The organism is Salmonella sp. 2020_1459 (assembly GCF_043847915.1).
GTDB lineage: Bacteria > Pseudomonadota > Gammaproteobacteria > Enterobacterales > Enterobacteriaceae > Salmonella > Salmonella enterica.
The window spans coordinates 780,519-803,381 of the sequence record NZ_JBCMFA010000001.1 but is presented as its reverse complement, the minus strand read 5'-3'; the positions used below and the strand labels follow the sequence as shown (position 1 = coordinate 803,381).

Genomic DNA, 22,863 nt, shown 5'->3' with positions numbered 1-22,863 from the left:
GAGTAAAAAGGCTCCATTGACGGAGCCTTAATTAACCACAGTATTAGCCAATTGTCATCAGGCTGGCATTACCGCCAGCGGCGGCAGTGTTTACGCTCAGCGAACGTTCAATATAGAGCCGTTCCAGCAGTATATTGCTTTCGCCGCGGGCGAACCCCTGTACCGACACTATCGCGCCTTCGCGGGCGGCGACGGCTTCGCACACGGTTCGCAGCTTGTCGGAGTCGCCGTGGAAAATCACCGCGTCAAACGGCTGCGCCATCAGCGTTTCCGCTTTCGCAAACTGGACACGCGCCGCAACGGCGGCGGGGAGACGTTTCGCCAGATCGCGGTGGAAGGCGTCGTCTGACCATAGCGCCTGACTGCCGACGGCGAGAACGGCGGCAAGCTGCGTCAACGCGTCCTGTTCGTCATCAGCCAGGCATAATACCCGTTCACGCGGCAACAGCGTCCAGGTATTGCGCTCGCCGGTCGGTCCCGGTAGCAGGCGCTGCGTGCCGGCCTGCGCCAGATCGGCGAATTGTCGGCAGAGCGTCTGTAGCGCCGGGCGATCCGCCGCCCATTGCGTCAGAGCGGTCAACGGCGCGAGTAGCGTGGTTTTAAGCTGCGCATCCACCGGGTAACGCGCATCCTGACGAGTCAGCGTCGTATTGAGCGCATTGGGCGGGCGGTGTGCCAGCAGGCGGTAGAGATAGAGCGGTCCTCCCGCTTTTGGCCCGGTGCCGGACAGGCCTTCGCCGCCAAACGGCTGGACGCCGACGACCGCGCCCACCATATTACGGTTAACGTACAGGTTGCCGACATGGGCGGAACCGGTGACTTGCGCAATGGTTTCATCAATACGGGTATGTACGCCCAGCGTTAGCCCGTAGCCGGAAGCGTTAATCTGTTCGATAAGCTCCGCCAGTTGGTTACGGTTATAACGCACGACGTGCAGCACGGGCCCGAAGACCTCTTTTTCCAGTTCTGCGAAGTTTTCCAGCTCAATAAGCGTGGGCATAACAAACGTACCGGTCTGCCATTCCTGCGCATCATCGCTGTTTTCACGTGCGGCCTGGAAAACCGGGCGGCCTTTGGCGCGCATCGTCTGGATGTGACGTTCAATGTTGGCTTTGGCCTCGCTATCGATCACCGGCCCGATATCGGTCGTCAGACGGCCTGGATTCCCCATCCGACACTCCGCCATCGCGCCGCGTAACATTTTCAGCGTATGTTCGGCGATATCGTCCTGCAAACACAGCACGCGGAGCGCGGAACAGCGTTGTCCGGCGCTGTCGAAAGCGGAAGCCAGCACATCCACGACCACCTGCTCGGTGAGCGCGGAAGAGTCGACAATCATAGCGTTCATACCGCCGGTTTCCGCAATCAACGGAATAGGGCGGCCCTGGGCGTCAAGACGCGTGGCGATGTTGCGCTGCAACAACGTCGCGACCTCCGTGGAGCCGGTAAACATCACGCCGCGTACACGCGCATCGGCGGTAAGCTGGGCGCCGACGGTTTCTCCCCGTCCCGGCAACAGTTGCACGACGCCCGGCGGTACGCCCGCTTCCAGCAAAATGGCAATGCCCTGGGCGGCAATCAGCGATGTCTGCTCTGCCGGTTTCGCCAGAACGCTGTTACCTGCCGCCAGCGCGGCGGCGATTTGGCCGGTGAAAATGGCCAGCGGGAAGTTCCACGGACTGATGCAGACTACCGGCCCTAACGGGCGATGCGTTTCGTTATCGAAATCGTCACGCACTTGACCGGCATAATAATGGAGGAAGTCTACCGCTTCGCGCACTTCGGCAATGGCGTTGCTGAACGTTTTCCCCGCTTCACGCACCAACAGGCCAATCAACTGCTGCATTTGGTCTTCCATTAATACCGCCGCCCGCTGCAAAATAGCGGCGCGTTCTTGCGGCGGCGTCGCAAACCAAACCGGCGCCTGATTGACCGCGTTTTGCAATGCCTGTTCAACCTCGCTTTCTGTCGCTTCGCGTCCCCAGCCAACAATATCTTTCGGTTCCGCCGGGTTGATAACCGGCGTCATCTCACCGTCGGCCACCGGTTGTTCCAGCACAGGTTTGGCCTGCCATTTCTGCATGGCGTTGCTTAACAGGGCAGAAGAAAGCGAGGCGAGGCGATGTTCATTCGCTAAATCAAGTCCGGCGGAGTTTATCCGACCTTCGCCGTACAGATCGCGCGGCAGCGGAATTTTCGGATGCGGTATGCCAGCCTGACCTTCCTGCTGCGCCAGTTTTTCCACGGCCTCGACCGGGTCCGCCACCAGTTCATCGAGCGGTAGGGTGGCATCGGCGATACGGTTGACAAAAGAGGTGTTGGCGCCGTTTTCCAGCAGGCGTCGTACCAGATAGGCCAGCAGGGTTTCGTGTGTTCCCACCGGCGCGTAAATACGGCAGGGACGGTTAAGTTTTCCGTCCGCCACTTTACCGGTGACCTGTTCATACAGCGGTTCGCCCATGCCGTGCAGGCACTGGAATTCGTACTGACCCGGATAGTAATTTTGCCCGGCCAGATGATAAATCGCCGCCAGTGTGTGAGCGTTATGGGTCGCGAACTGCGGGTAGATCAGATTAGGGACGGCGAGCAGTTTTTTCGCGCAGGCCAGATAAGAGACATCGGTATACACTTTGCGAGTATAAACCGGATAGCCCTCCAGCCCTTCCATTTGCGCGCGTTTGATTTCGCTATCCCAGTAGGCGCCTTTCACCAGACGAATCATCAGCCGCCGGCGGCTACGGGAGGCCAGTTCGACTAAATAATCAATGACCAGCGGGCAGCGTTTCTGGTAAGCCTGGATCACAAAGCCAATGCCGTTCCAGCCCGCCAGTTCGGGTTCGAAGCAGAGTTTTTCCAGCAGATCGAGCGAGATCTCCAGACGATCCGCCTCTTCGGCGTCGATATTGAGACCGATATCATACTGGCGCGCCAGCAGCGTCAGTGATTTCAGGCGCGGATAAAGCTCCTCCATTACCCGATCGTATTGCGCGCGACTATAGCGTGGATGCAGGGCGGACAGCTTAATCGAGATGCCTGGCCCTTCGTAAATACCGCGACCGTTAGACGCTTTGCCGATGGCATGAATCGCTTGCTGGTAAGAGACCATATAGGCCTGCGCATCGGCGGCGGTTAACGCGGCTTCGCCCAGCATATCGTAAGAATAGCGGAACCCTTTCTCTTCCAGTTTTCGGGCATTCGCCAGCGCTTGAGCAATGGTTTCGCCAGTCACGAACTGCTCGCCCATTAAACGCATCGCCATGTCGACGCCTTTGCGGATTAACGGTTCGCCGCTCTTGCCGATAATGCGGTTCAGCGAGCGCGAAAGATTGGCTTCGTTATGCGTTGAGACCAGTCGGCCGGTAAAGAGCAGCCCCCAGGTAGCGGCGTTTACAAACAGCGACGGGCTACGGCCAATATGCGACTGCCAGTTGCCATTACTGATTTTGTCGCGAATTAACGCATCGCGCGTAGCTTTGTCGGGAATACGCAGCAGCGCTTCCGCCAGACACATCAGCGCAACGCCTTCTTGCGAAGAGAGGGAAAACTCCTGCAACAGGCCTTGCACCATACCCGCGCGACCGCTGGCGGATTTTTGATTGCGCAATTTCTCCGCCAGTCGATACGCCAGTTTATGCGCCTGCTCAGCGACAGGCGGCGACAGGCGCGCCTGTTCCATTAGCATTGACACCGCATCGGTTTCCGGGCGGCGCCAGGCGGCGGTGATGGCGGCGCGAGAGACGGATTGGGGAAGAATCTGTTCGGCAAACTCCAGAAAGGGCTGATGCGGCTCATCCTGCGGCGCGACCGGCTCCTCGCTTTCATTTGCCGCGCCGGCAAACAGCGCAGGTAGCTCCGGTAGCGTATCGCTATTTTCCAGCTTGTCCAGATAGCTAAAGATTGCCTGTTTTATTAACCAGTGCGGCGTGCGATCGATACGCGACGCGGCCATTTTGATCCGTTCGCGCGTGGCGTCGTCCAGCTTAACCCCCATCGTGGTGGTTCCCATACCCTCTACTCCTGTTATTCGCTCTATCTGCTAACCAATAGTTAGCGGAAAATATCCACTATGTTGCAACTTTGTGCAACCGCGTTAAATGTGACCTGCGTTGCAAGCTTAAAAATGAATAAATTGTTAAAAAAAGAAAGAGAGAGTCTGACGGGGAAAACCATCTGGATTTATTTTCTCTGCGGTAGTTAACACTTTTAAAAGGTGCAACCGCAAAAAATGTGAGAGAGTGCAACCTGGAGAAAAATAGTATCCCTCTGCAATCAAATTTGATGTAAATGGTGTGTTAAATCGATTGTGAATAACCACCGCTTCCGGCAGGATACGGTCGCCCTGGTAAACATAACACCCTTGCCACGTTCCGGCAGGGTACAAAACGGCACGCTACGGTAGTGCCAATGAATAAATTTGGAGAACCTTGATGGCTATTAGCACACCGATGTTGGTGACATTCTGTGTCTATATTTTTGGCATGATATTGATTGGGTTTATCGCCTGGCGCTCAACCAAAAACTTTGATGACTATATTCTTGGCGGTCGCAGCCTGGGGCCGTTTGTTACGGCTTTATCAGCCGGCGCGTCGGATATGAGCGGCTGGCTGTTAATGGGGCTGCCTGGCGCTATCTTTCTGTCGGGGATCTCTGAAAGCTGGATCGCCATTGGCCTGACGTTAGGCGCATGGATTAACTGGAAGCTGGTGGCCGGGCGCCTGCGCGTGCATACCGAATTTAACAATAACGCGCTCACGCTACCGGACTATTTTACCGGTCGGTTTGAAGATAAGAGCCGAGTCCTGCGTATTATTTCCGCGCTGGTCATTCTGCTGTTTTTCACTATCTATTGCGCATCAGGTATTGTCGCTGGGGCACGACTGTTCGAAAGCACCTTCGGTATGAGCTATGAAACCGCACTGTGGGCGGGGGCCGCGGCAACCATTATTTATACCTTTATCGGCGGGTTTCTTGCCGTTAGCTGGACGGATACCGTTCAGGCCAGCCTGATGATTTTTGCGTTAATCCTGACGCCGGTGATGGTTATTGTTGGCGTAGGCGGTTTCAGCGAGTCGCTGGAGGTGATCAAGCAAAAGAGCATCGAGAATGTCGACATGCTCAAGGGGCTGAATTTTGTCGCCATTATTTCCCTGATGGGCTGGGGACTGGGTTACTTCGGTCAGCCGCATATCCTGGCGCGCTTTATGGCGGCGGATTCCCATCACAGTATTGTTCATGCGCGTCGTATCAGTATGACCTGGATGATTCTGTGTCTGGCGGGCGCGGTGGCGGTGGGCTTCTTTGGCATTGCGTACTTTAACAATAACCCCGCGCTGGCCGGGGCGGTGAACCAAAACTCAGAACGCGTATTTATTGAACTGGCGCAGATCCTGTTTAACCCGTGGATTGCCGGTGTTCTGCTGTCTGCTATCCTGGCGGCGGTGATGTCGACGTTGAGCTGTCAGTTGCTGGTATGCTCCAGCGCGATTACAGAAGATTTATATAAGGCTTTTCTGCGTAAAAGCGCCAGCCAGCAAGAGCTGGTATGGGTAGGGCGAGTGATGGTGCTGGTGGTAGCGCTGATCGCCATTGCGCTGGCGGCGAATCCCGATAACCGTGTGCTGGGGCTGGTGAGCTACGCCTGGGCTGGATTCGGCGCGGCATTTGGACCTGTTGTCCTGTTTTCTGTGATGTGGTCGCGTATGACACGTAACGGCGCGCTGGCGGGAATGATTATTGGCGCGGTGACGGTTATCGTCTGGAAACAATATGGCTGGCTGGATCTGTATGAGATTATCCCTGGCTTCATTTTCGGCAGCCTGGGGATCGTAATCTTTAGCCTGCTTGGCAAAGCGCCGACAGCAGCGATGCAGGAACGCTTTGCAAAAGCGGACGCGCATTATCATTCCGCGCCGCCGTCGAAGCTACAGGCGGAATAACCGACATGTCCGATAGCATTATCGCCATCGGACATATTTTACCAGGCGGCGTTATACGCCTGCCTGGTCCTCTGATAAGTCCCGGACCGATTGACTGAAGATGTTCAGGTAAATGAGGACGCTCTCTCAAACTATTTTTAGCCCTTGAGCGCCGTTAACGCGGCCGTAATACGTCTCGAGTAATCACTAACTGGCCATATATGAAATCGCCTGTTAATGGTACCAATAGCCTTGACGCAATAGGGTAATGACAAAAATTAAAACGAGTCAGCGTTACTCGCGTAAGTATGCCGCACAAAATTTTGCATAAATAATGCCGTTTTAGTGATGGGAGAGAGGATACGTTAATTACTCCATTTTAACCTTTTATATGTTGAATATTCAATGGCTTATGGGTAGTTTCACCATTAATACCCGCAGTAGCTAATGATTATCTTTTTTAGTCTCCTGCCGATGAAATAATCGTGTAATCTTTCTGTAAGAGACTGACAATGACGCAATAATGTTTGGTTAATACTTGGTGAATATATTGTTGCATTATTGATGTTTTGTGTTGTACTTAGTAGTAATAGCGGTAGTTCCCCGGCAGTGATGGTCACTCACTATGGAGATCGCGAATGGTAATGTCCGCACCAGGACACATTGTTTACAGTAGTTACAACACCCTGTACGGACATTCTCTCTCCGGTGGTGGTCTTGTCATCTTAAAAGCTCTCATCATTTCTCTTACTGTCCATACCCATGACGTCATATGTGGTGCGCGTAGCCGTGTGTGGCGTCGTTTCAAAAAGCAAGCTAAGGCTTACAAGGAAGCCAACCCTCAGATGTGTGTGCGCATAATCGCGTTCAAGAGAACGCGGGTGATGTATACCTACAACTCAAGGTGCTATCCATGGGAAGACAAAAAGCAGTGATCAAAGCTCGTCGTGAAGCAAAGCGTGTGTTGAGACGAGATTCGCGTAGTCATAAGCAACGTGAAGAAGAATCGGTCACGTCACTGGTACAGATGGGCGGAGTAGAAGCCATTGGCATGGCGCGCGATAGTCGCGATACCTCTCCTGTTAAGGCGCGAAATGAAGCGCAGGCGCATTATCTGAACGCTATTGACAGTAAACAGCTTATTTTTGCGACCGGCGAAGCCGGCTGTGGAAAAACATGGATCAGTGCGGCAAAGGCGGCAGAAGCATTGATTCATAAGGACGTCGAGAGGATCATTGTGACGCGTCCGGTATTGCAGGCTGATGAAGATCTTGGTTTTTTGCCCGGTGATATCGCTGAAAAATTCGCGCCTTATTTTCGTCCCGTCTACGATGTCCTGCTTAAACGGTTGGGCGCGTCCTTTATGCAATATTGTTTGCGCCCGGAAATCGGTAAGGTAGAAATTGCCCCGTTCGCCTATATGCGTGGGCGTACTTTTGAAAATGCGGTCGTGATCCTCGACGAGGCGCAAAATGTGACTGCGGCGCAAATGAAAATGTTTTTGACGCGACTAGGCGAAAATGTCACGGTCATTGTCAATGGCGATATTACGCAATGCGACCTGCCGCGCGGCGTGCGTTCCGGGTTGAGCGATGCGTTGGAACGCTTTGAAGAAGATGAAATGGTAGGGATTGTGCATTTCAACAAAGACGACTGCGTGCGCTCGGCGCTTTGTCAGCGAACGCTTCACGCATACAGCTAATATAGCATTGACTTTCAGAGCCCGGGAGACCGGGCTTTGTTGTCTATAAAGCGTCCAGCAGACTCATGAACAAAAAAGGAAAATGACGCCTGTACGTGAAGGGAATTATTTTGTCATGTCCAGGGCATTCATTGTCCGTAATTTGCTTTCTCGGGCCTGTTCCGGCGAGGACTGTACAAGAAGGGTATAGAGCAGGTCAAAGACGAAAAGCTGCGCGGCTTTCGTACCGATCGAGTCACCCTGCAACATTCCTTGCCGATTACCATTGATCAGGCAAAAATCGGCCTCTTCACATAATGGAGAACCCAGATTATGGGTAATGGCGACTGTGGTGGCGCCAGCCTGTCGGGCCAATCGGAGTGAATGCACTGTTTCTGGCGATGTGCCCGAGTGACTGACACCCATCGCGACATCGCCTGCTTTTAATAGCGTAGCCTGCATGTACATAAAATGGTTATTGCTTACCGCATCGCCCCGTAAACCAATACGCATTAGCTTGTGTTTCATATCCAGCGCCGTGATCCCCGATGAGCCCACACCAAAGATATAAACTGAGTGACAGTGACGTAGGGCGTCCACGACACCGAGAACCTGTTGCATATCAAGCAGATTTAGCGTTTCAGATAATACATTACTAATGGTGTTCTGCAATTTTAAACCAATGGCGTGGGCATCGTCGGATTCGCTAACTTCGGCATCCAGTAGAGGACTACTGTCATCAGACTCGGTAGTGGCAAGTTCAATGGCCAGGTCCATTTTAAAATCCTGAAAACCTTTATAGCCCAGGGTGCGACAAAAGCGAATAACCGTGGCTTCTCCGGCCTGTGTGTCGCGCGACAAATCGGCAATAGATGACTGTGTCACCTGTCTGGGGAAGGCTAAAATATATTGCGCAATACGCTGGGAGGCACGTGTCAGGCTTTTTTGCATAGCACCCAGAGTGTCAAGGATTTTTCCGGGTTTAAGACGTGGGGGTTGAGGCTCCATATAGTTCCTGCTCTTGAGGGCTGATTGCGGCACAAAGCCTGCAATATCGAACAGAGCAGAGCCTATCAAGTCTGCGGCATGAAAAAAAGCGCGATGTAAGTAAAGGAGGGGGAATATTTACATCGCGTTGCCAACTTATGACAGAACATCACTGGAGAGTAATCTGTTTGCTCTTACGGTGTTTATAGCGCGCCATCTGTCGGATGGTTTATATCTGGCCCGGTATTGTCGCCCCGGGCGTTGGCGTCACCGTGTGCTGTGTCGGTATAGCGTGGTATCATGAAATCATAATGTCACCTTTGGTTCAGGTTTTTCATCCAGCGTCAATGGCGGTGCCGGGGCAAATAACGGGGCGAAAATAACGCCGCTGATCACCACGCTTAGCGAGCCAATGACCCCATAAAAGAAGAAGTTAAGGTCAGTGGCATAGCGTGCGCCCAGCACGGTAATGACGCTGATAATAATTCCTAAAACCGCACTCCCGGCATTTGCTCGTTTAAAGAAAATGCCCAGCATGAACAGACCGGTCATTGGCCCTCCCATCAGACCTATCAGACTATTAAATGCATCCCAGATTTCTGATTCATCGGCCATGACCAGCCATACCGAGGCCGCGCTACTTATCAGGCCCGCGACCAGAATAACTAACTTAGCTATTTTCATACGGTTTTCTGGCGTTCTTTTTTTATGACTCAAACGCTGATAGATATCGGAATTAAAACAACTGGAAATGCTGTTTAAGCTGCTGGAGATGCTGGACTGCGCGGCAGCGAAAATAGCGGCGATTATCAACCCTGCAATGCCGACTGGCATTTCGGTGACCACGAATAAGGGTAAAATGCCGCCAGTGTTGAATCCCGCCGGTAATAATTGTGGATGTTGCTGATAGTAGACAAACAATGCCGAGCCGATAGCAAAAAAGAAAACAGGGATCACAGCAACCAGTTTGGCATTTGTAAGTAATGTTTTCTTCGTTTCCTCTATGGAGTCAGTCACGATATAGCGTTGGACCACATCCTGACTGGCAGTAAATTGCTGAATATTGGCAAACAGAAAACCAATCATCAATACAGGTACTGTGCTTTCCGTCCAGCTCCAGTGGAACTGCGTAGCCGGAAAGAATTTATCCGCCTGCTGCGTCACCGTAAAAATTTCACCAATGCCGCCCTGGACTTTGAGACATATCACTATAAAAATCAGTATCGCGCTGCCAGAAAGTAAGAGGCCTTGAATAACATCAGTCCATATTACTCCTTCAATTCCACCCATCCAGGTATAAATGATACACATCACGCTAATCAACAGTACCAAAATCACCGGGTCTATAGCGATGAAGGGGCGCAAGGCCAGCACGGTGAGGAAAGTGATAATGGCGATACGTCCGATATGAAACAACATAAATGACATGCTGGCGAATAGACGGCAGCGCACATCGAACCGTGCTTCGAGATATTCATAGGCTGATGTGACTTTCAATTTCCGAAAAAACGGAATATAGAAATAAAAAACCAGCGGTAAAATTGCGATAGCCAGATACTGACCAATGATAAACGTCCAGTCGGAAGTAAACGCTTTGGCAGGAATTGACATAAATGTAATTGAGCTTAACGTAGTAGCAAATACACTGACCCCAGCCGCCCAACCAGGAACCCGGCCACCACCGCGAAAATAATCGTCTGCTGTTTTTTGCCGTCTGGAAAAATAGACACCGACTAACATCATGGCCAGGAGGTAGCCAAATAATACAAGATAGTTAACGATGCCGAAAGAATGTGTAATCATAGTTCTTTCCTGCTTATGGTTTTGAGTAGAGTTGCGGTCATCGTCTGTGTATTTTTATCTTCCCATCATTCAGACGATACGATATTCAGATCAAGTAATAGTTTTTGTTACTCTCAATGACGGTAATCATGAGATGTAAAAGGCAGAGCATTTATGCTCCACCAATGGTGATGCCCAGACGTATGTCCTGCCGGATACCTGAAATAGCAGATATCCGATATTGCGTTCAAACAGGCTTCAGGCCTGGGGATCGTATTTGCCGATAGCATTATTAACGTCGGATTATTATCTGAGACATAAATATCAATAGTAAGCGTGTTCATTTTCTTTTCCTGTTCAGCGTTTTACTGCGTGACTGAACCACTGACAGATATGCTCGATACGGGTGATAGCGGAACCAACGGTAACTGCCCAGGCACCATGCTCAATAGCATTGGCCGCCAGTGCAGGCGTGTTATAGCGCCCCTCGGCAATAACACGACAACCTGCATGGCTCAGTTGTGTCACCATTGCCAAATCTGGCTCAACCGGCGTGGTGGGGCCGGTATAGCCAGACAGTGTTGTACCAATGAATTCGATTCCTTTCTGATGGCAACTTATGCCTTCATTCACGGTTGAACAGTCTGCCATCGCCAGTAATCCATGCAGGCGAATACGTGTCAGTAAACTATCAATATCAACCGGGCGAGAGCGGAATGAGGCATCAAAAGCGATAATATCGGCACCTGCCTGCGCCAGGGCGTCAACATCCTGTAAATAGGGAGTGATACGGACTGGCGACCCTGTAAGGTCACGTTTAATTATCCCAATAATAGGAACAGAAAGATGGGGACGAACAGCCCGCAGATTCTCAATGCCTTCAATGCGCACAGCGACCGCACCCGCCGAAGCCGCTGCCTGTGCCATTGCAGCCACAATTTCAGGTTTATCCATAGGGCTGCCTGGTACCGGTTGGCATGAGACAATCAGCCCACCGTTTTCGTGTACACTTTGTTCCAGCCTGGCTAATAGTGACATCCAGTTCCGCCTTATATATTTTGAAGTTTTGCTCCGTTTTATGTTATGTTGTGGAGTGTTGCTGCATCAAGCAAAAAGATAGAAAAATGTGAACACAGTCATAAGGTATGTTTGTTATTCAATTACTGCGCCAGCGGATTTGAGGCTATAACCTGAAGCTACAAGACAAATACAATTCACTCTGACGGCAGCATGCTGTATTTTATTAACTGCTTCCGGCATAAAGATAAAATGCTCAGAAGGAGCTTATACGCCACGGGATAGCCAGTATGAAATGCATCACATAATTCTTGTTGTATTTATTCGAATGCTATCACTAATGAGTTTGACCATAACAGGTCACCCATAATCACTTCTAACATCACCATGGTGTGCTTTTACCTCGCACATGATAACCCCATGTAATTATTTTTAGCGCTTGGTCACATTTTGTCATTATCATTGTTGAAATTGTGCACCATAAGATCACTAATGATGAAGCTTTACTCCAATTGTATTTCTTCGCATGGGGATGCAGATGAAAAATTTTAAGAAAATGATGACGCTAATGGCGCTATGTTTATCAGTCGCTATCACCACATCAGGATATGCAACGACGCTTCCTGATATACCAGAACCACTGAAAAATGGTACTGGCGCTATTGATAATAATGGCGTGATTTATGTCGGCTTAGGTACCGCAGGGACATCCTGGTATAAAATTGATCTTAAAAAGCAACATAAAGACTGGGAGCGTATAAAGTCGTTTCCTGGTGGAGCTCGTGAGCAATCCGTGTCGGTATTTTTAAATGATGAGCTTTATGTTTTTGGTGGCGTAGGGAAAAAAAACAGTGAATCACCGTTGCAGGTTTATAGCGATGTGTACAAATACTCACCGGTGAAAAATACATGGCAAAAAGTTGACACTATATCTCCAGTTGGATTAACAGGGCATACGGGAGTAAAATTAAACGAAACGATGGTACTTATTACCGGAGGGGTTAATGAGCATATCTTTGATAAGTATTTTATTGATATAGCGGCTGCGGCTGCGGATGAAAGTGAAAAAAATAAAGTCATCTATAATTATTTTAATAAACCTGCCAAAGATTATTTTTTTAATAAAATCGTATTTATCTACAATGCTAAAGAGAACACATGGAAGAATGCCGGTGAGCTGCCAGACGCGGGGACGGCAGGATCGTCATCGGTAATGGAAAATAATTTCCTGATGCTGATTAATGGTGAGCTCAAACCGGGTTTACGTACCGATGTGATTTACCGCGCCATGTGGGATAACGACAAGCTAACATGGTTGAAGAACAGCCAGTTACCGCCATCGCCTGGAGAACAACAGCAAGAAGGGTTGGCCGGAGCATTTTCGGGCTATAGTCACGGTGTCCTGCTTGTCGGTGGTGGCGCGAATTTTCCGGGAGCAAAACAAAATTATACCAATGGAAAGTTTTATTCCCACGAAGGAATAAATAAAAAATGGCGAGATGAAGTCTATGGTTTGGTTAATGGCCATTGGCAATATATGGGTAAAATGAAACAACCTCTCGGCTATGGTGTATCAGTAAGTTATGGTGATGAAGTTTTCCTTATTGGTGGTGAAAATGCTAAAGGGAAACCTGTTTCGTCTGTAACCTCCTTTACCATGCGTGATGGTAATTTATTAATAAAATAATTTTTTAAATACAAAAATAAAGTTAATTGATGAGCGGAGTATTTTATGAAAATCAACAAATATCTTCTGGGTATGGTTTCGTTTATAGCATTTTCATCATATCTACAAGCGGCAACCCTTGATTATCGGCATGAATATGCTGATAGAACCAGAATTAATAAAGACCGTATTGCTATAATTGAAAAGCTTCCTAACGGCATTGGTTTTTATGTCGATGCCAGCGTTAAATCGGGAGGAGTAGATGGTGAGCAGGATAAGCATTTAAGCGATCTCGTCGCAAACGCTATAGAACTGGGCGTAAGTTATAATTATAAAGTTACGGACAATTTTGTTTTGCAGCCTGGATTTATATTTGAAAGCGGTCCAGACACTTCAATTTATAAGCCTTATTTAAGGGGGCAATATAATTTTGATTCTGGTGTTTATATGGCTGGTCGTTACCGTTATGACTATGCAAGGAAGACAGCTAACTATAGTGATGATGAGAAAACGAATAGATTTGATACTTATATAGGTTATGTTTTTGATGAGTTGAAATTAGAATATAACTTTACCTGGATGGATAGCGATCAAATTAAATTTGATAACAAAAAAACAAACTATGAACATAATGTGGCTTTAGCCTGGAAACTGAATAAGTCATTTACACCATACGTTGAGGTCGGAAATGTAGCGGTGAGAAATAATACCGATGAGAGACAGACCCGTTATCGCGTTGGATTACAATACCACTTTTGAGAAAGGTTAAAGAGTTACTGTACTAATCTTTGCTTAGTATTCATATCGATAATCTTATAGCCCGTAGCTACGTTACAGAACGTTAGACTTTGTCTTGAGTATTCACGTCCTTAACGTAGCTACGAACAAGCATGATAAACAATGAATATACGCCTTACATAGCTACGATCTCAGGCGGTTGTCGGAAAGTGCCGATTGATAGTGTCTTATTCGGCAATTGATATGACTTAAAAATTAATTCCGTAAGCATTTCAGACGGTAACAGCAAATAAGGGTTTTATTGTGATAGCAAAATTCTTCCCGTGGTATAGCGAGATAACTCGTCCACAAAAAAATGCTTTATTTTCAGCATGGCTGGGTTACGTTTTTGATGGCTTCGACTTTATGCTGATTTTCTACATTATGTATCTGATCAAGGCTGACTTAGGATTGACAGATATGGAGGGCGCATTCCTTGCCACAGCGGCCTTTATTGGGCGACCATTTGGCGGGGCGCTATTTGGTCTGCTGGCAGACAAATTTGGCCGTAAGCCGTTAATGATGTGGTCGATAGTTGCCTATTCTGTAGGTACAGGGTTAAGTGGCCTGGCTTCCGGTGTAATTATGCTGACGCTTAGTCGCTTCATTGTCGGTATGGGGATGGCGGGGGAGTATGCTTGCGCTTCTACTTATGCCGTGGAAAGTTGGCCAAAGCATTTAAAATCTAAAGCGAGCGCATTTCTGGTTTCAGGTTTCGGTATTGGTAACATCATAGCAGCCTATTTTATGCCGTCATTTGCCGAAGCGTATGGTTGGCGTGCTGCTTTTTTTGTCGGTTTGCTACCCGTTCTTTTAGTAATCTACATCCGGGCCAGGGCTCCTGAATCTAAAGAGTGGGAAGAAGCCAAACTCAGTGGTCCCGGAAAGCATTCACAAAGTGCCTGGTCAGTTTTCTCTTTGTCAATGAAAGGGCTATTTAATCGAGCTCAATTTCCACTGACATTATGTGTATTTATTGTTCTGTTCTCTATTTTCGGCGCAAACTGGCCGATCTTTGGTCTACTGCCTACATATTTGGCGGGAGAGGGCTTTGATACGGGCGTGGTCTCTAATTTAATGACGGCGGCGGCATTCGGCACTGTATTGGGAAATATCGTTTGGGGTCTGTGCGCAGATAGAATTGGTTTGAAGAAAACGTTCAGCATTGGTCTTCTCATGTCCTTTTTATTCATTTTCCCGTTATTCAGAATTCCGCAAGATAATTATTTACTGCTGGGCGCATGTTTATTCGGTTTAATGGCGACTAACGTAGGTGTTGGCGGGTTGGTTCCCAAATTTCTCTACGACTACTTTCCTCTTGAGGTTCGTGGTTTGGGTACCGGGCTGATTTATAATCTTGCTGCGACATCAGGCACATTCAATTCAATGGCGGCGACCTGGCTTGGAATAACAATGGGGCTAGGCGCTGCGCTAACGTTCATTGTTGCTTTCTGGACCGCAACAATTCTACTCATTATTGGCCTATCCATTCCGGACAGACTAAAAGCACGTCGTGAAAGTTTTCAATCAACAAAAGAATTTTAATAGAGGATAAATGATGACGAAATACGGTGTTGTAGGTACAGGTTATTTTGGCGCTGAACTGGCGCGATTTATGTCTAAGGTTGAAGGGGCGAAAATCACTGCGATTTACGATCCGGTAAATGCGGCTCCGATAGCGAAAGAGTTGAACTGTGTCGCCACTGCAACGATGGAGGCGCTTTGTACCCATCCTGATGTGGATTGCGTAATTATTGCTTCACCAAATTACTTACATAAAGCGCCGGTCATTGCGGCGGCTAAAGCGGGTAAACACGTGTTTTGTGAAAAACCTATCGCCTTAAATTACCAGGATTGTAAGGATATGGTTGATGCCTGCAAAGAAGCGGGTGTTACCTTTATGGCGGGTCACGTTATGAACTTTTTTCACGGGGTTCGCCACGCTAAAGCGCTCATCAAAGCCGGTGAAATCGGTGAAGTTACACAAGTTCACACTAAACGTAATGGTTTTGAAGACGTGCAGGATGAGATCTCATGGAAGAAGATTCGCGCAAAGTCAGGTGGGCATCTGTACCATCACATTCACGAGCTAGATTGTACACTGTTCATCATGGATGAAACCCCATCCCTGGTTTCAATGGCGGCGGGGAATGTTGCGCACAAAGGTGAAAAATTTGGTGATGAAGATGATGTTGTCCTAATCACTCTTGAGTTCGAAAGCGGTCGTTTCGCGACACTTCAGTGGGGATCATCGTTCCACTACCCTGAGCACTATGTATTAATTGAGGGCACGACAGGTGCAATTCTCATTGATATGCAAAACACGGCGGGTTATCTAATAAAAGCGGGCAAAAAAACACACTTTCTTGTGCATGAAAGCCAGGCGGAGGATGATGATCGTCGCAACGGTAACATATCCAGCGAGATGGATGGCGCAATCGCTTATGGTAAACCCGGTAAACGTACGCCGATGTGGCTCTCATCAATTATGAAACTGGAGATGCAGTACTTGCATGATGTGATAAACGGTCTGGAGCCAGGCGAGGAGTTTGCTAAATTGCTAACGGGAGAAGCGGCGACAAATGCCATTGCTACCGCTGATGCTGCGACGCTTTCCTCAAACGAGGGGCGCAAAGTAAAACTCACTGAAATTCTTGGCTAAAATGGGAAGCCGGATGGTGGTGTTATTACCCGGTGGCGCTGCGCTTATGTAGACCGGATAAGGCGCCTGTGAACTGTGCCGCCATCCGGCAATGGACGGGTCACATATAAGCAAAAAGCCCGTACTTTCGTACGAGCTCTTTCTTAAATATGGCGGTGAGGGGGGGATTGACTCGCTGCGCTCGCCCTTCGGGCAGTCTCCTCGCAAGCTCGTCGTCTGTCCAACTGGCTGCGCCAGTTGTCGAACCCCGGTCGGTGGTTCTCATCCCCCCTTGGTTTGGGGGATACATATAAGCAAAAAGCCCGTACTTCTGTACAGGCTCTCAACTTGAATATGGCGGTGAGGGGGGGATTCGAACCCCCGATACGTTGCCGTATACACACTTTCCAGGCGTGCTCCTTCAGCCACTCGGACACCTCACCATATTGTCGCTCCAGCATTACTGGAACGGGCGCTAATGTAGGGAAATATCCATTCTACGTCAATCAACTTTTTTAAAAAAAAGCGCGTTTATACAAACTTCCACCAATCTGTGGCTTTAATAAGCGAAAACTGCTTTTTTTGCCCGCGCCGGGAAATTTGCTATGCTGCACATCCCGTTGAAAACGCTGATAACAGGCGCAATCACATTCCGCACCATACTGCTCAGGAGATAACATGGAGATAATTTTTTATCACCCGACATTTAACGCCGCCTGGTGGGTAAATGCGCTGGAGAAGGCTCTCCCACATGCGCGCGTTCGTGAATGGAAGGTCGGTGATAACAACCCCGCAGACTATGCGCTTGTATGGCAGCCCCCGGTTGAAATGCTGGCCGGAAGACGCTTAAAAGCCGTCTTTGCGCTGGGCGCGGGGGTGGATGCAATTCTGAGTAAATTAAATGCGCATCCGGAAATGCTGGACGCCTCCATTCCTCTATTCCGTCTGGAAGATACCGGAATGGGCCTGCAAATGCAGGAGTATGCCGTCAGCCAGGTATTACACTGGTTCCGTCGTTTCGATGATTATCAGGCGCTGAAAAATCAGGCGCTATGGAAACCGTTGCCGGAATATACCCGCGAAGAGTTTAGCGTCGGTATCATGGGCGCAGGGGTACTGGGTGCAAAAGTGGCAGAAAGTCTACAGGCGTGGGGGTTCCCGTTACGTTGCTGGAGTCGTAGTCGCAAATCCTGGCCTGGCGTGGAAAGTTATGTTGGGCGTGAAGAGCTGCACGCTTTCCTGAACCAGACGCGGGTGCTGATTAATCTGCTGCCGAATACGGCCCAAACGGTAGGAATTATTAATAGCGAATTGTTGGATCAATTGCCGGATGGCGCTTACGTGTTGAATCTCGCGCGCGGCGTGCATGTTCAGGAGGCGGATCTGCTGGCTGCGCTTGATAGCGGTAAGCTAAAAGGCGCGATGTTGGATGTCTTTAGCCAGGAACCGTTACCGCAGGAAAGTCCATTATGGCGCCATCCGCGAGTCGCCATGACGCCGCACATTGCGGCAGTCACCCGTCCGGCGGAAGCCATCGATTATATTAGCCGCACCATTACCCAGCTGGAGAAGGGAGAGCCGGTAACGGGGCAGGTGGATCGGGCGAGAGGATATTGATATCAACCCGGCGCAGGCCGGGTTTCGCTAAAAAACGCTGGCGATACCTGCTATCCTTGTCGGAAATGACTACAGGAGAGAGCAATGTATCCCGTTGACCTGCATATGCATACCGTCGCCAGCACTCATGCCTACAGTACTCTGAGCGATTATATCGCGGAAGCCAAACGCAAAGGCATTAAACTTTTTGCGATTACCGATCATGGTCCGGACATGGAAGATGCGCCGCATCACTGGCATTTTATTAACATGCGCATCTGGCCGCGTCTGGTTGACGGCGTGGGGATACTGCGTGGCATTGAGGCGAATATCAAGAATATTAACGGTGAAATTGATTGTTCCGGAAAGATGTTCGACTCGCTGGATCTGATTATCGCAGGCTTTCATGAGCCCGTTTTTGCGCCGCATGATAAAGAAACCAATACTCAGGCGATGATCGCGACCATCGCCAGCGGCAAGGTGCATATAATTAGTCACCCCGGAAATCCAAAGTATCCAGTGGAGGTTAAAGCCATCGCGCAGGCGGCGGCGAAACACCATGTAGCGCTGGAAATCAACAACTCTTCCTTTCTGCATTCGCGTAAAGGAAGCGAAGATAATTGCCGCGCGGTCGCTGCTGCCGTACGCGATGCGGGAGGCTGGGTAGCGTTAGGATCTGATTCCCATACGGCCTTTACGCTTGGCGATTTCACCGAATGCCGGAAAATTCTGGATGCGGTGAATTTTCCGGAAGATCGAATCCTGAACGTCTCGCCGCAGCGCTTACTGGCCTTCCTCGAATCACGCGGTATGGCGCCTGTACCGGAATTTGCCGAACTTTAATCGTTATTTACGGGAAGATATCAATGAATGAGTTTTCAATCCTGTGCCGTGTGCTGGGATCGTTGTATTACCGCCAACCGCAAGATCCTTTACTGGTTCCGCTGTTTACGTTAATCCGTGAAGGTAAACTGGCGGCAAACTGGCCGCTGGAGCAGGATGACATGCTGGCGCGTTTACAGAAAAGCTGCGATATCACGCAGATTTCCACTGATTACAATGCGTTATTTGTTGGGGAAGAGTGCGCGGTAGCGCCATACCGCAGTGCGTGGGTCGAAGGCGCGGAAGAGTCTGAGGTGCGCGCTTTTTTAACGTCGCGAGGGATGCCGCTGGCCGATACGCCTGCCGATCACATTGGCACTTTATTGCTCGCGGCCTCCTGGCTGGAAGATCAGTCTGCCGAAGATGAAAGTGAAGCGCTGGAAACCTTATTTGCCGATTATCTGCTTCCCTGGTGCAATACCTTCCTCGGTAAAGTTGAAGCCCATGCCGTTACGCCATTCTGGCGCACTCTGGCGCCGCTAACGCGTGATGCGATAGGGGCCATGTGGGATGAACTTCAGGAAGAAGATGAAGAATAATGTGATGTAAATCACCATTAACTGCAACGACTTTTACATCATTGCATAAAATGTGTGCGCGATCTCATTAATGTGCCGCTTTTCTGTTATGATGCGCGCCATGAACATACTTCTTTCTATTGCTATCACGACGGGCATCCTTTCTGGAATATGGGGATGGGTGGCCGTCTCCCTGGGGTTACTAAGCTGGGCCGGTTTTTTAGGCTGTACGGCTTATTTCGCCTGTCCGCAGGGCGGCTTTAAGGGATTGTTGATTTCCGCCTGTACGCTGTTAAGCGGTATGGTGTGGGCGCTGGTCATTATTCACGGTAGCGCGCTGGCGCCGCATCTGGAAATTGTCAGTTACGTGTTGACGGGGATCGTGGCATTCCTGATGTGTATCCAGGCAAAGCAGCTATTGCTTTCTTTTGTTCCGGGAACATTTATCGGCGCCTGCGCGACATTTGCAGGGCAGGGTGACTGGCGGTTGGTATTACCGTCGCTGGCGCTGGGGCTAATCTTTGGCTATGCCATGAAAAATAGTGGGCTATGGCTGGCATCACGCCGCGAGCAACATTCAGCGAATACGGCGGTCACAAAATAAAAAAGCGTGGGGTTCTTCCCCACGCTTTGTCGTATTGATCAGGATTCTGGCGGTACTGACAGCTCACGGTATTTCACCAGAATATCATTTTGCCTGTCCGCTTTATTCTGCAAATCCCACAGTCCGCGATCGATACCATCATTAATGAGGAAGATAACGCCGGTTTCAATGGCTGACATCAGACACAGCATCACCGGTTCGTTCGAGGTATAGCCGATTTCGCCTTCCAGTAAGCGCTGGTAATCAATAAAACGGAACACGCCTGCCTGTACTTCATAGGAAAGGATCGTTTTACTGGTGTTCACCGAAGAAAGGATCTCGCCTGTACTGACGTTAACCACGCGCAGGTTGACAGCAATCTGATCCAGCTGATACTGCGTATCGGCGCCAATACCGAAATATCTTGCGCCGACCCCGCCGGATTTGACGTTACTTTCATAACCAATAATAGAACCTTCCACCATAATATTTGCCGCCGTCAGCGACTGAAGCGGGATACGGTTATTCATCGCCACGGTGCCGTTTTCCTGGGCTGCGCGAATAATTTTCCGTTCATTCAAAAGATTCTGTAAGCCTTGTCGTTCCAGCGGGATAAACCAGCGCGAATCTTTCAGCGCGGTGACCAACATAGCGGTGGCGCTCTGCGGCACAGCCGTAGAAAAGTTACTTGCCGGGTAAGGTTTAAATTGGCCCGTTTCATCCTGAATGTTATATACCGAAACAAAGATCTTACCGGTGGGAGCAGGTAAGTGCGTCAAATCTTTGTAACTTTGTGCGCGGGGCATTAATGTCGGTTTCGCAGCTTGTTTCGGCGGGGCAGTTAAGCATCCACTCAACAATAAAACGGCAACCAAAATAAGTAAGCGCGGCATGATTTATATCCTTTAGTGACTGTAGCTTAAAAATCGGTTGACTGAGTTTGTAAACCTGACACTTCGATGGTCGAGGTTCTTCCCGTTTTTCTGTCCGTGACGTTGAGCTGGAGCTGTCCGTCGCGATTAGCGATATCGATAATAAAATCGTTGGTCACCATACGTCCTGGTTTCCCGGTATTAATATTGGTCAACAAGCCGCCCAGAATTTGCGATTGAATAGCCTGCGTAAAGTTATCCAACGCTGAGGGGGTTTCGATACCAAAATCGTTATCATAAGCGGGGTCTTTATATGAATTTTGCGCCTGGGCGCTATTCAATAAAAAGGAACCGTTATTGGGGTTTCCACCAAAGTTAGGATTACGGAACTGGAACGTCATATTTCCAGCCCAGGTTAATGGCGAAAAAAGCATGAGCAGCACTACTGCATGTTTAACACGCATGACAGCCTCCGGATAAAAATCATGTTTTAGAATTCATCACGCGCTAAATCACTCGTACTTAATAGCGTTTGATCTATTTTTCGGCGATTTAATGCTTCCTCTGTTTGCGCTAATGCGAAGACGACGGTTTTCTCGAAGTCTCTTTTCATTGGAAATAAAAAGGTCTGGAAAATAACGTCCTGATTTACCGTTATGGTGATCCAGCTTCCCCAACGCGCACTGGGTCTTTCATTAATGGTCAGATTGCCGGTGTATTCGCTTTCCCATTTGTCGCTGAATGCACGATAGAATTCATGTCCTATCGAAGAGACGGTATGGTCGGTTAACAATCCGGGAACCTCGACTTCAACTTCATTGGCATGCAGGTTTCCGGTAGCGAACAGTAACTCTGCTGCTACAATCCAGGTCAGATAGCGTTTCATGGCCTTACCGCCTGAGATTATCGTTTGCCCATGAAACTGCCTGGGTGCGATTTTTGACAGCTATCTTTTTGAAAAGATTATAAAGATGTGTCTTAACCGTATTCTCGCTGATAAATAGCGACCTCGCGATTTCATTATTAGAGGCACCAATACGTAACTTATTGAGGATCTCTTTTTCGCGATGAGTGAGTAATGCGGACTCGGTGCTGTTGTAGCGGTAATTTCCTGAGTGCGTAATCAGGTAACTGGCTAATTTTTGTGAAAAATAGCATTCGCCACGCAGAATACCCTGTAATCCGCTGACCACGTGTTCCTGGTCTTCAGTGGCGTAAAACACGCCGTTAATATGAGGCCAGTTTTCAATTTCACGGTAGGGATAATCGTCAGGGGTATTTAACAATAATGTTTTTATATTATTGTTTTTGCGGCTTAAATTATCCTGCCAATAGTGGATAAGCTTCTTATCCGCTTCCATCATATCCATTAAAACAATGCAACCGGCTGAGATATCTTCCAGAGAACGTTGAATATTATGCAGTTTTCCGGTTATGGCCAGCGATTGCTTTAAATGTTGCAATAATGCCGTAGCTTGCAGAGATGGCTTTGTGATCAACAATAGTGTGTGACCATGACTACTATGGACTTCATTAAACATGATGAAACTCCACTTTTTTTAATCGCACATCTGACAGCTGCCCCCATAAAATAAAGGCACCAGAAGTACTGACAGATGTTGCACTGCTGTGGGTTGAAATAGCCCATTATCCAGAAAGAGAAAAATATTTACGAAAATACTTTTAACTGTTTTCAATCTAGCCATTACAAATCTTAAAGCAAGTGTTAAACTTGTAACCAGATGTAAAAATATATATTAAAATGTTGTTTTTGGGTTTTTTTGAAGTTTAGATTTGATAGTAAAGTTGTACATTTCGCTGTTATTGCATAGATTTAAAAAATCATACAAATTATAATAACTAATTGATTTTTAATCATTTTAATTATTGTGTGTCATGTTTTGATTTTATTTTTTCTTAAAATTTGAGACGTGGCATTAACCTGG

General features: G+C 48.7%; 18 protein-coding genes, 1 tRNA gene and 1 other RNA gene. 10 read left to right on the top strand and 10 right to left on the bottom strand.

What is annotated here, in order from left to right; all coding sequences use genetic code 11:
* Nucleotides 1–43: 43 nt before the first annotated feature.
* Nucleotides 44–4,006 (bottom strand): trifunctional transcriptional regulator/proline dehydrogenase/L-glutamate gamma-semialdehyde dehydrogenase, encoded by a 3,963-nt coding sequence (gene putA, locus ACH0VJ_RS04115; RefSeq protein ID WP_000537513.1) that lies wholly within the window; start codon nt 4,004–4,006, stop codon nt 44–46.
* A gap of 421 nt (nt 4,007–4,427) precedes the next feature.
* Between putA and putP the strand changes: the two genes are divergently transcribed.
* A complete protein-coding gene (putP, locus tag ACH0VJ_RS04110) occupies nt 4,428–5,936 on the top strand; it encodes a sodium/proline symporter PutP (RefSeq protein WP_001018467.1) in 1,509 nt (502 codons plus the stop codon).
* A gap of 892 nt (nt 5,937–6,828) precedes the next feature.
* Nucleotides 6,829–7,617, top strand: coding sequence for a phosphate starvation-inducible protein PhoH (gene phoH, locus ACH0VJ_RS04105; protein WP_000533527.1), 789 nt, complete (start codon nt 6,829–6,831; stop codon nt 7,615–7,617).
* 105 nt (nt 7,618–7,722) lie between these two features.
* Here phoH and ACH0VJ_RS04100 read toward each other — a convergent pair whose 3' ends face one another.
* From ACH0VJ_RS04100 to ACH0VJ_RS04090, 3 genes are all read right to left on the bottom strand, one after another.
* The gene (locus ACH0VJ_RS04100; protein WP_000433673.1) at nt 7,723–8,604 is read right to left on the bottom strand and encodes a MurR/RpiR family transcriptional regulator; all 882 of its coding nucleotides are present in this window, start codon (nt 8,602–8,604) and stop codon (nt 7,723–7,725) included.
* Between the two features lie 285 nt (nt 8,605–8,889).
* Nucleotides 8,890–10,386 carry a sodium:solute symporter gene (locus tag ACH0VJ_RS04095; RefSeq protein ID WP_000628085.1) on the bottom strand — a complete coding sequence of 499 codons (1,497 nt, stop codon included), beginning with the start codon at nt 10,384–10,386 and terminating at the stop codon, nt 8,890–8,892.
* Between the two features lie 336 nt (nt 10,387–10,722).
* Nucleotides 10,723–11,403, bottom strand: coding sequence for an N-acetylmannosamine-6-phosphate 2-epimerase (locus ACH0VJ_RS04090; protein WP_001537455.1), 681 nt, complete (start codon nt 11,401–11,403; stop codon nt 10,723–10,725).
* A gap of 505 nt (nt 11,404–11,908) precedes the next feature.
* On the opposite strand from ACH0VJ_RS04090, the gene ACH0VJ_RS04085 reads away from it, so the two are divergent.
* The 4 genes from ACH0VJ_RS04085 to ACH0VJ_RS04070 all read left to right on the top strand — a co-directional run bounded on the left by ACH0VJ_RS04085 (nt 11,909) and on the right by ACH0VJ_RS04070 (nt 16,487).
* On the top strand, nt 11,909–13,069 hold the full coding sequence (locus tag ACH0VJ_RS04085; RefSeq protein ID WP_000525756.1) for an N-acetylneuraminate epimerase: 1,161 nt from the start codon (nt 11,909–11,911) through the stop codon (nt 13,067–13,069).
* Nucleotides 13,070–13,114: 45 nt separating this feature from the next.
* A complete protein-coding gene (locus tag ACH0VJ_RS04080; protein ID WP_000700610.1) occupies nt 13,115–13,807 on the top strand; it encodes an oligogalacturonate-specific porin KdgM family protein in 693 nt (230 codons plus the stop codon).
* Nucleotides 13,808–14,089: 282 nt separating this feature from the next.
* Nucleotides 14,090–15,370, top strand: coding sequence for an MFS transporter (locus ACH0VJ_RS04075; protein WP_000560758.1), 1,281 nt, complete (start codon nt 14,090–14,092; stop codon nt 15,368–15,370).
* Between the two features lie 10 nt (nt 15,371–15,380).
* A complete protein-coding gene (locus tag ACH0VJ_RS04070) occupies nt 15,381–16,487 on the top strand; it encodes a Gfo/Idh/MocA family protein (protein WP_000988589.1) in 1,107 nt (368 codons plus the stop codon).
* A gap of 150 nt (nt 16,488–16,637) precedes the next feature.
* Here ACH0VJ_RS04070 and ACH0VJ_RS04065 read toward each other — a convergent pair.
* Nucleotides 16,638–16,773, bottom strand: a non-coding RNA gene (locus ACH0VJ_RS04065) — RtT sRNA.
* Between the two features lie 48 nt (nt 16,774–16,821).
* A tRNA-Ser gene (locus ACH0VJ_RS04060) sits at nt 16,822–16,909 on the bottom strand.
* Between the two features lie 235 nt (nt 16,910–17,144).
* Between ACH0VJ_RS04060 and ghrA the strand changes: the two genes are divergently transcribed.
* From ghrA to ACH0VJ_RS04040, 4 genes are all read left to right on the top strand, one after another.
* Nucleotides 17,145–18,083 carry a glyoxylate/hydroxypyruvate reductase GhrA gene (gene ghrA / locus ACH0VJ_RS04055; RefSeq protein ID WP_000402551.1) on the top strand — a complete coding sequence of 313 codons (939 nt, stop codon included), beginning with the start codon at nt 17,145–17,147 and terminating at the stop codon, nt 18,081–18,083.
* An 84-nt stretch (nt 18,084–18,167) separates the two neighbouring features.
* Nucleotides 18,168–18,905: a phosphatase gene (locus ACH0VJ_RS04050; RefSeq protein ID WP_000283643.1), complete on the top strand. Its 738-nt coding sequence runs from the start codon at nt 18,168–18,170 to the stop codon at nt 18,903–18,905.
* Between the two features lie 23 nt (nt 18,906–18,928).
* A complete protein-coding gene (locus ACH0VJ_RS04045) occupies nt 18,929–19,483 on the top strand; it encodes a molecular chaperone (RefSeq protein WP_001001890.1) in 555 nt (184 codons plus the stop codon).
* Between the two features lie 100 nt (nt 19,484–19,583).
* Entirely contained in the window at nt 19,584–20,066 is a 483-nt protein-coding gene (locus ACH0VJ_RS04040; protein ID WP_001546652.1) for a DUF1097 domain-containing protein, read from the top strand.
* Nucleotides 20,067–20,104: 38 nt separating this feature from the next.
* On the opposite strand, the gene csgG is transcribed toward ACH0VJ_RS04040, so the two are convergent.
* The 4 genes from csgG to csgD are packed head-to-tail and all read right to left on the bottom strand — an operon-like array spanning nt 20,105 to nt 22,458.
* Nucleotides 20,105–20,938, bottom strand: coding sequence for a curli production assembly/transport protein CsgG (gene csgG / locus ACH0VJ_RS04035; RefSeq protein WP_001137620.1), 834 nt, complete (start codon nt 20,936–20,938; stop codon nt 20,105–20,107).
* A gap of 26 nt (nt 20,939–20,964) precedes the next feature.
* Nucleotides 20,965–21,381 (bottom strand): curli production assembly/transport protein CsgF, encoded by a 417-nt coding sequence (csgF, locus tag ACH0VJ_RS04030; RefSeq protein ID WP_001264073.1) that lies wholly within the window; start codon nt 21,379–21,381, stop codon nt 20,965–20,967.
* 26 nt (nt 21,382–21,407) lie between these two features.
* Nucleotides 21,408–21,803: a curli production assembly/transport protein CsgE gene (gene csgE, locus ACH0VJ_RS04025; RefSeq protein ID WP_000833306.1), complete on the bottom strand. Its 396-nt coding sequence runs from the start codon at nt 21,801–21,803 to the stop codon at nt 21,408–21,410.
* Between the two features lie 4 nt (nt 21,804–21,807).
* Nucleotides 21,808–22,458, bottom strand: a complete 651-nt coding sequence (gene csgD, locus ACH0VJ_RS04020) for a biofilm master transcriptional regulator CsgD (protein WP_000481517.1) — start codon at nt 22,456–22,458, stop codon at nt 21,808–21,810.
* Nucleotides 22,459–22,863: the final 405 nt, after the last annotated feature.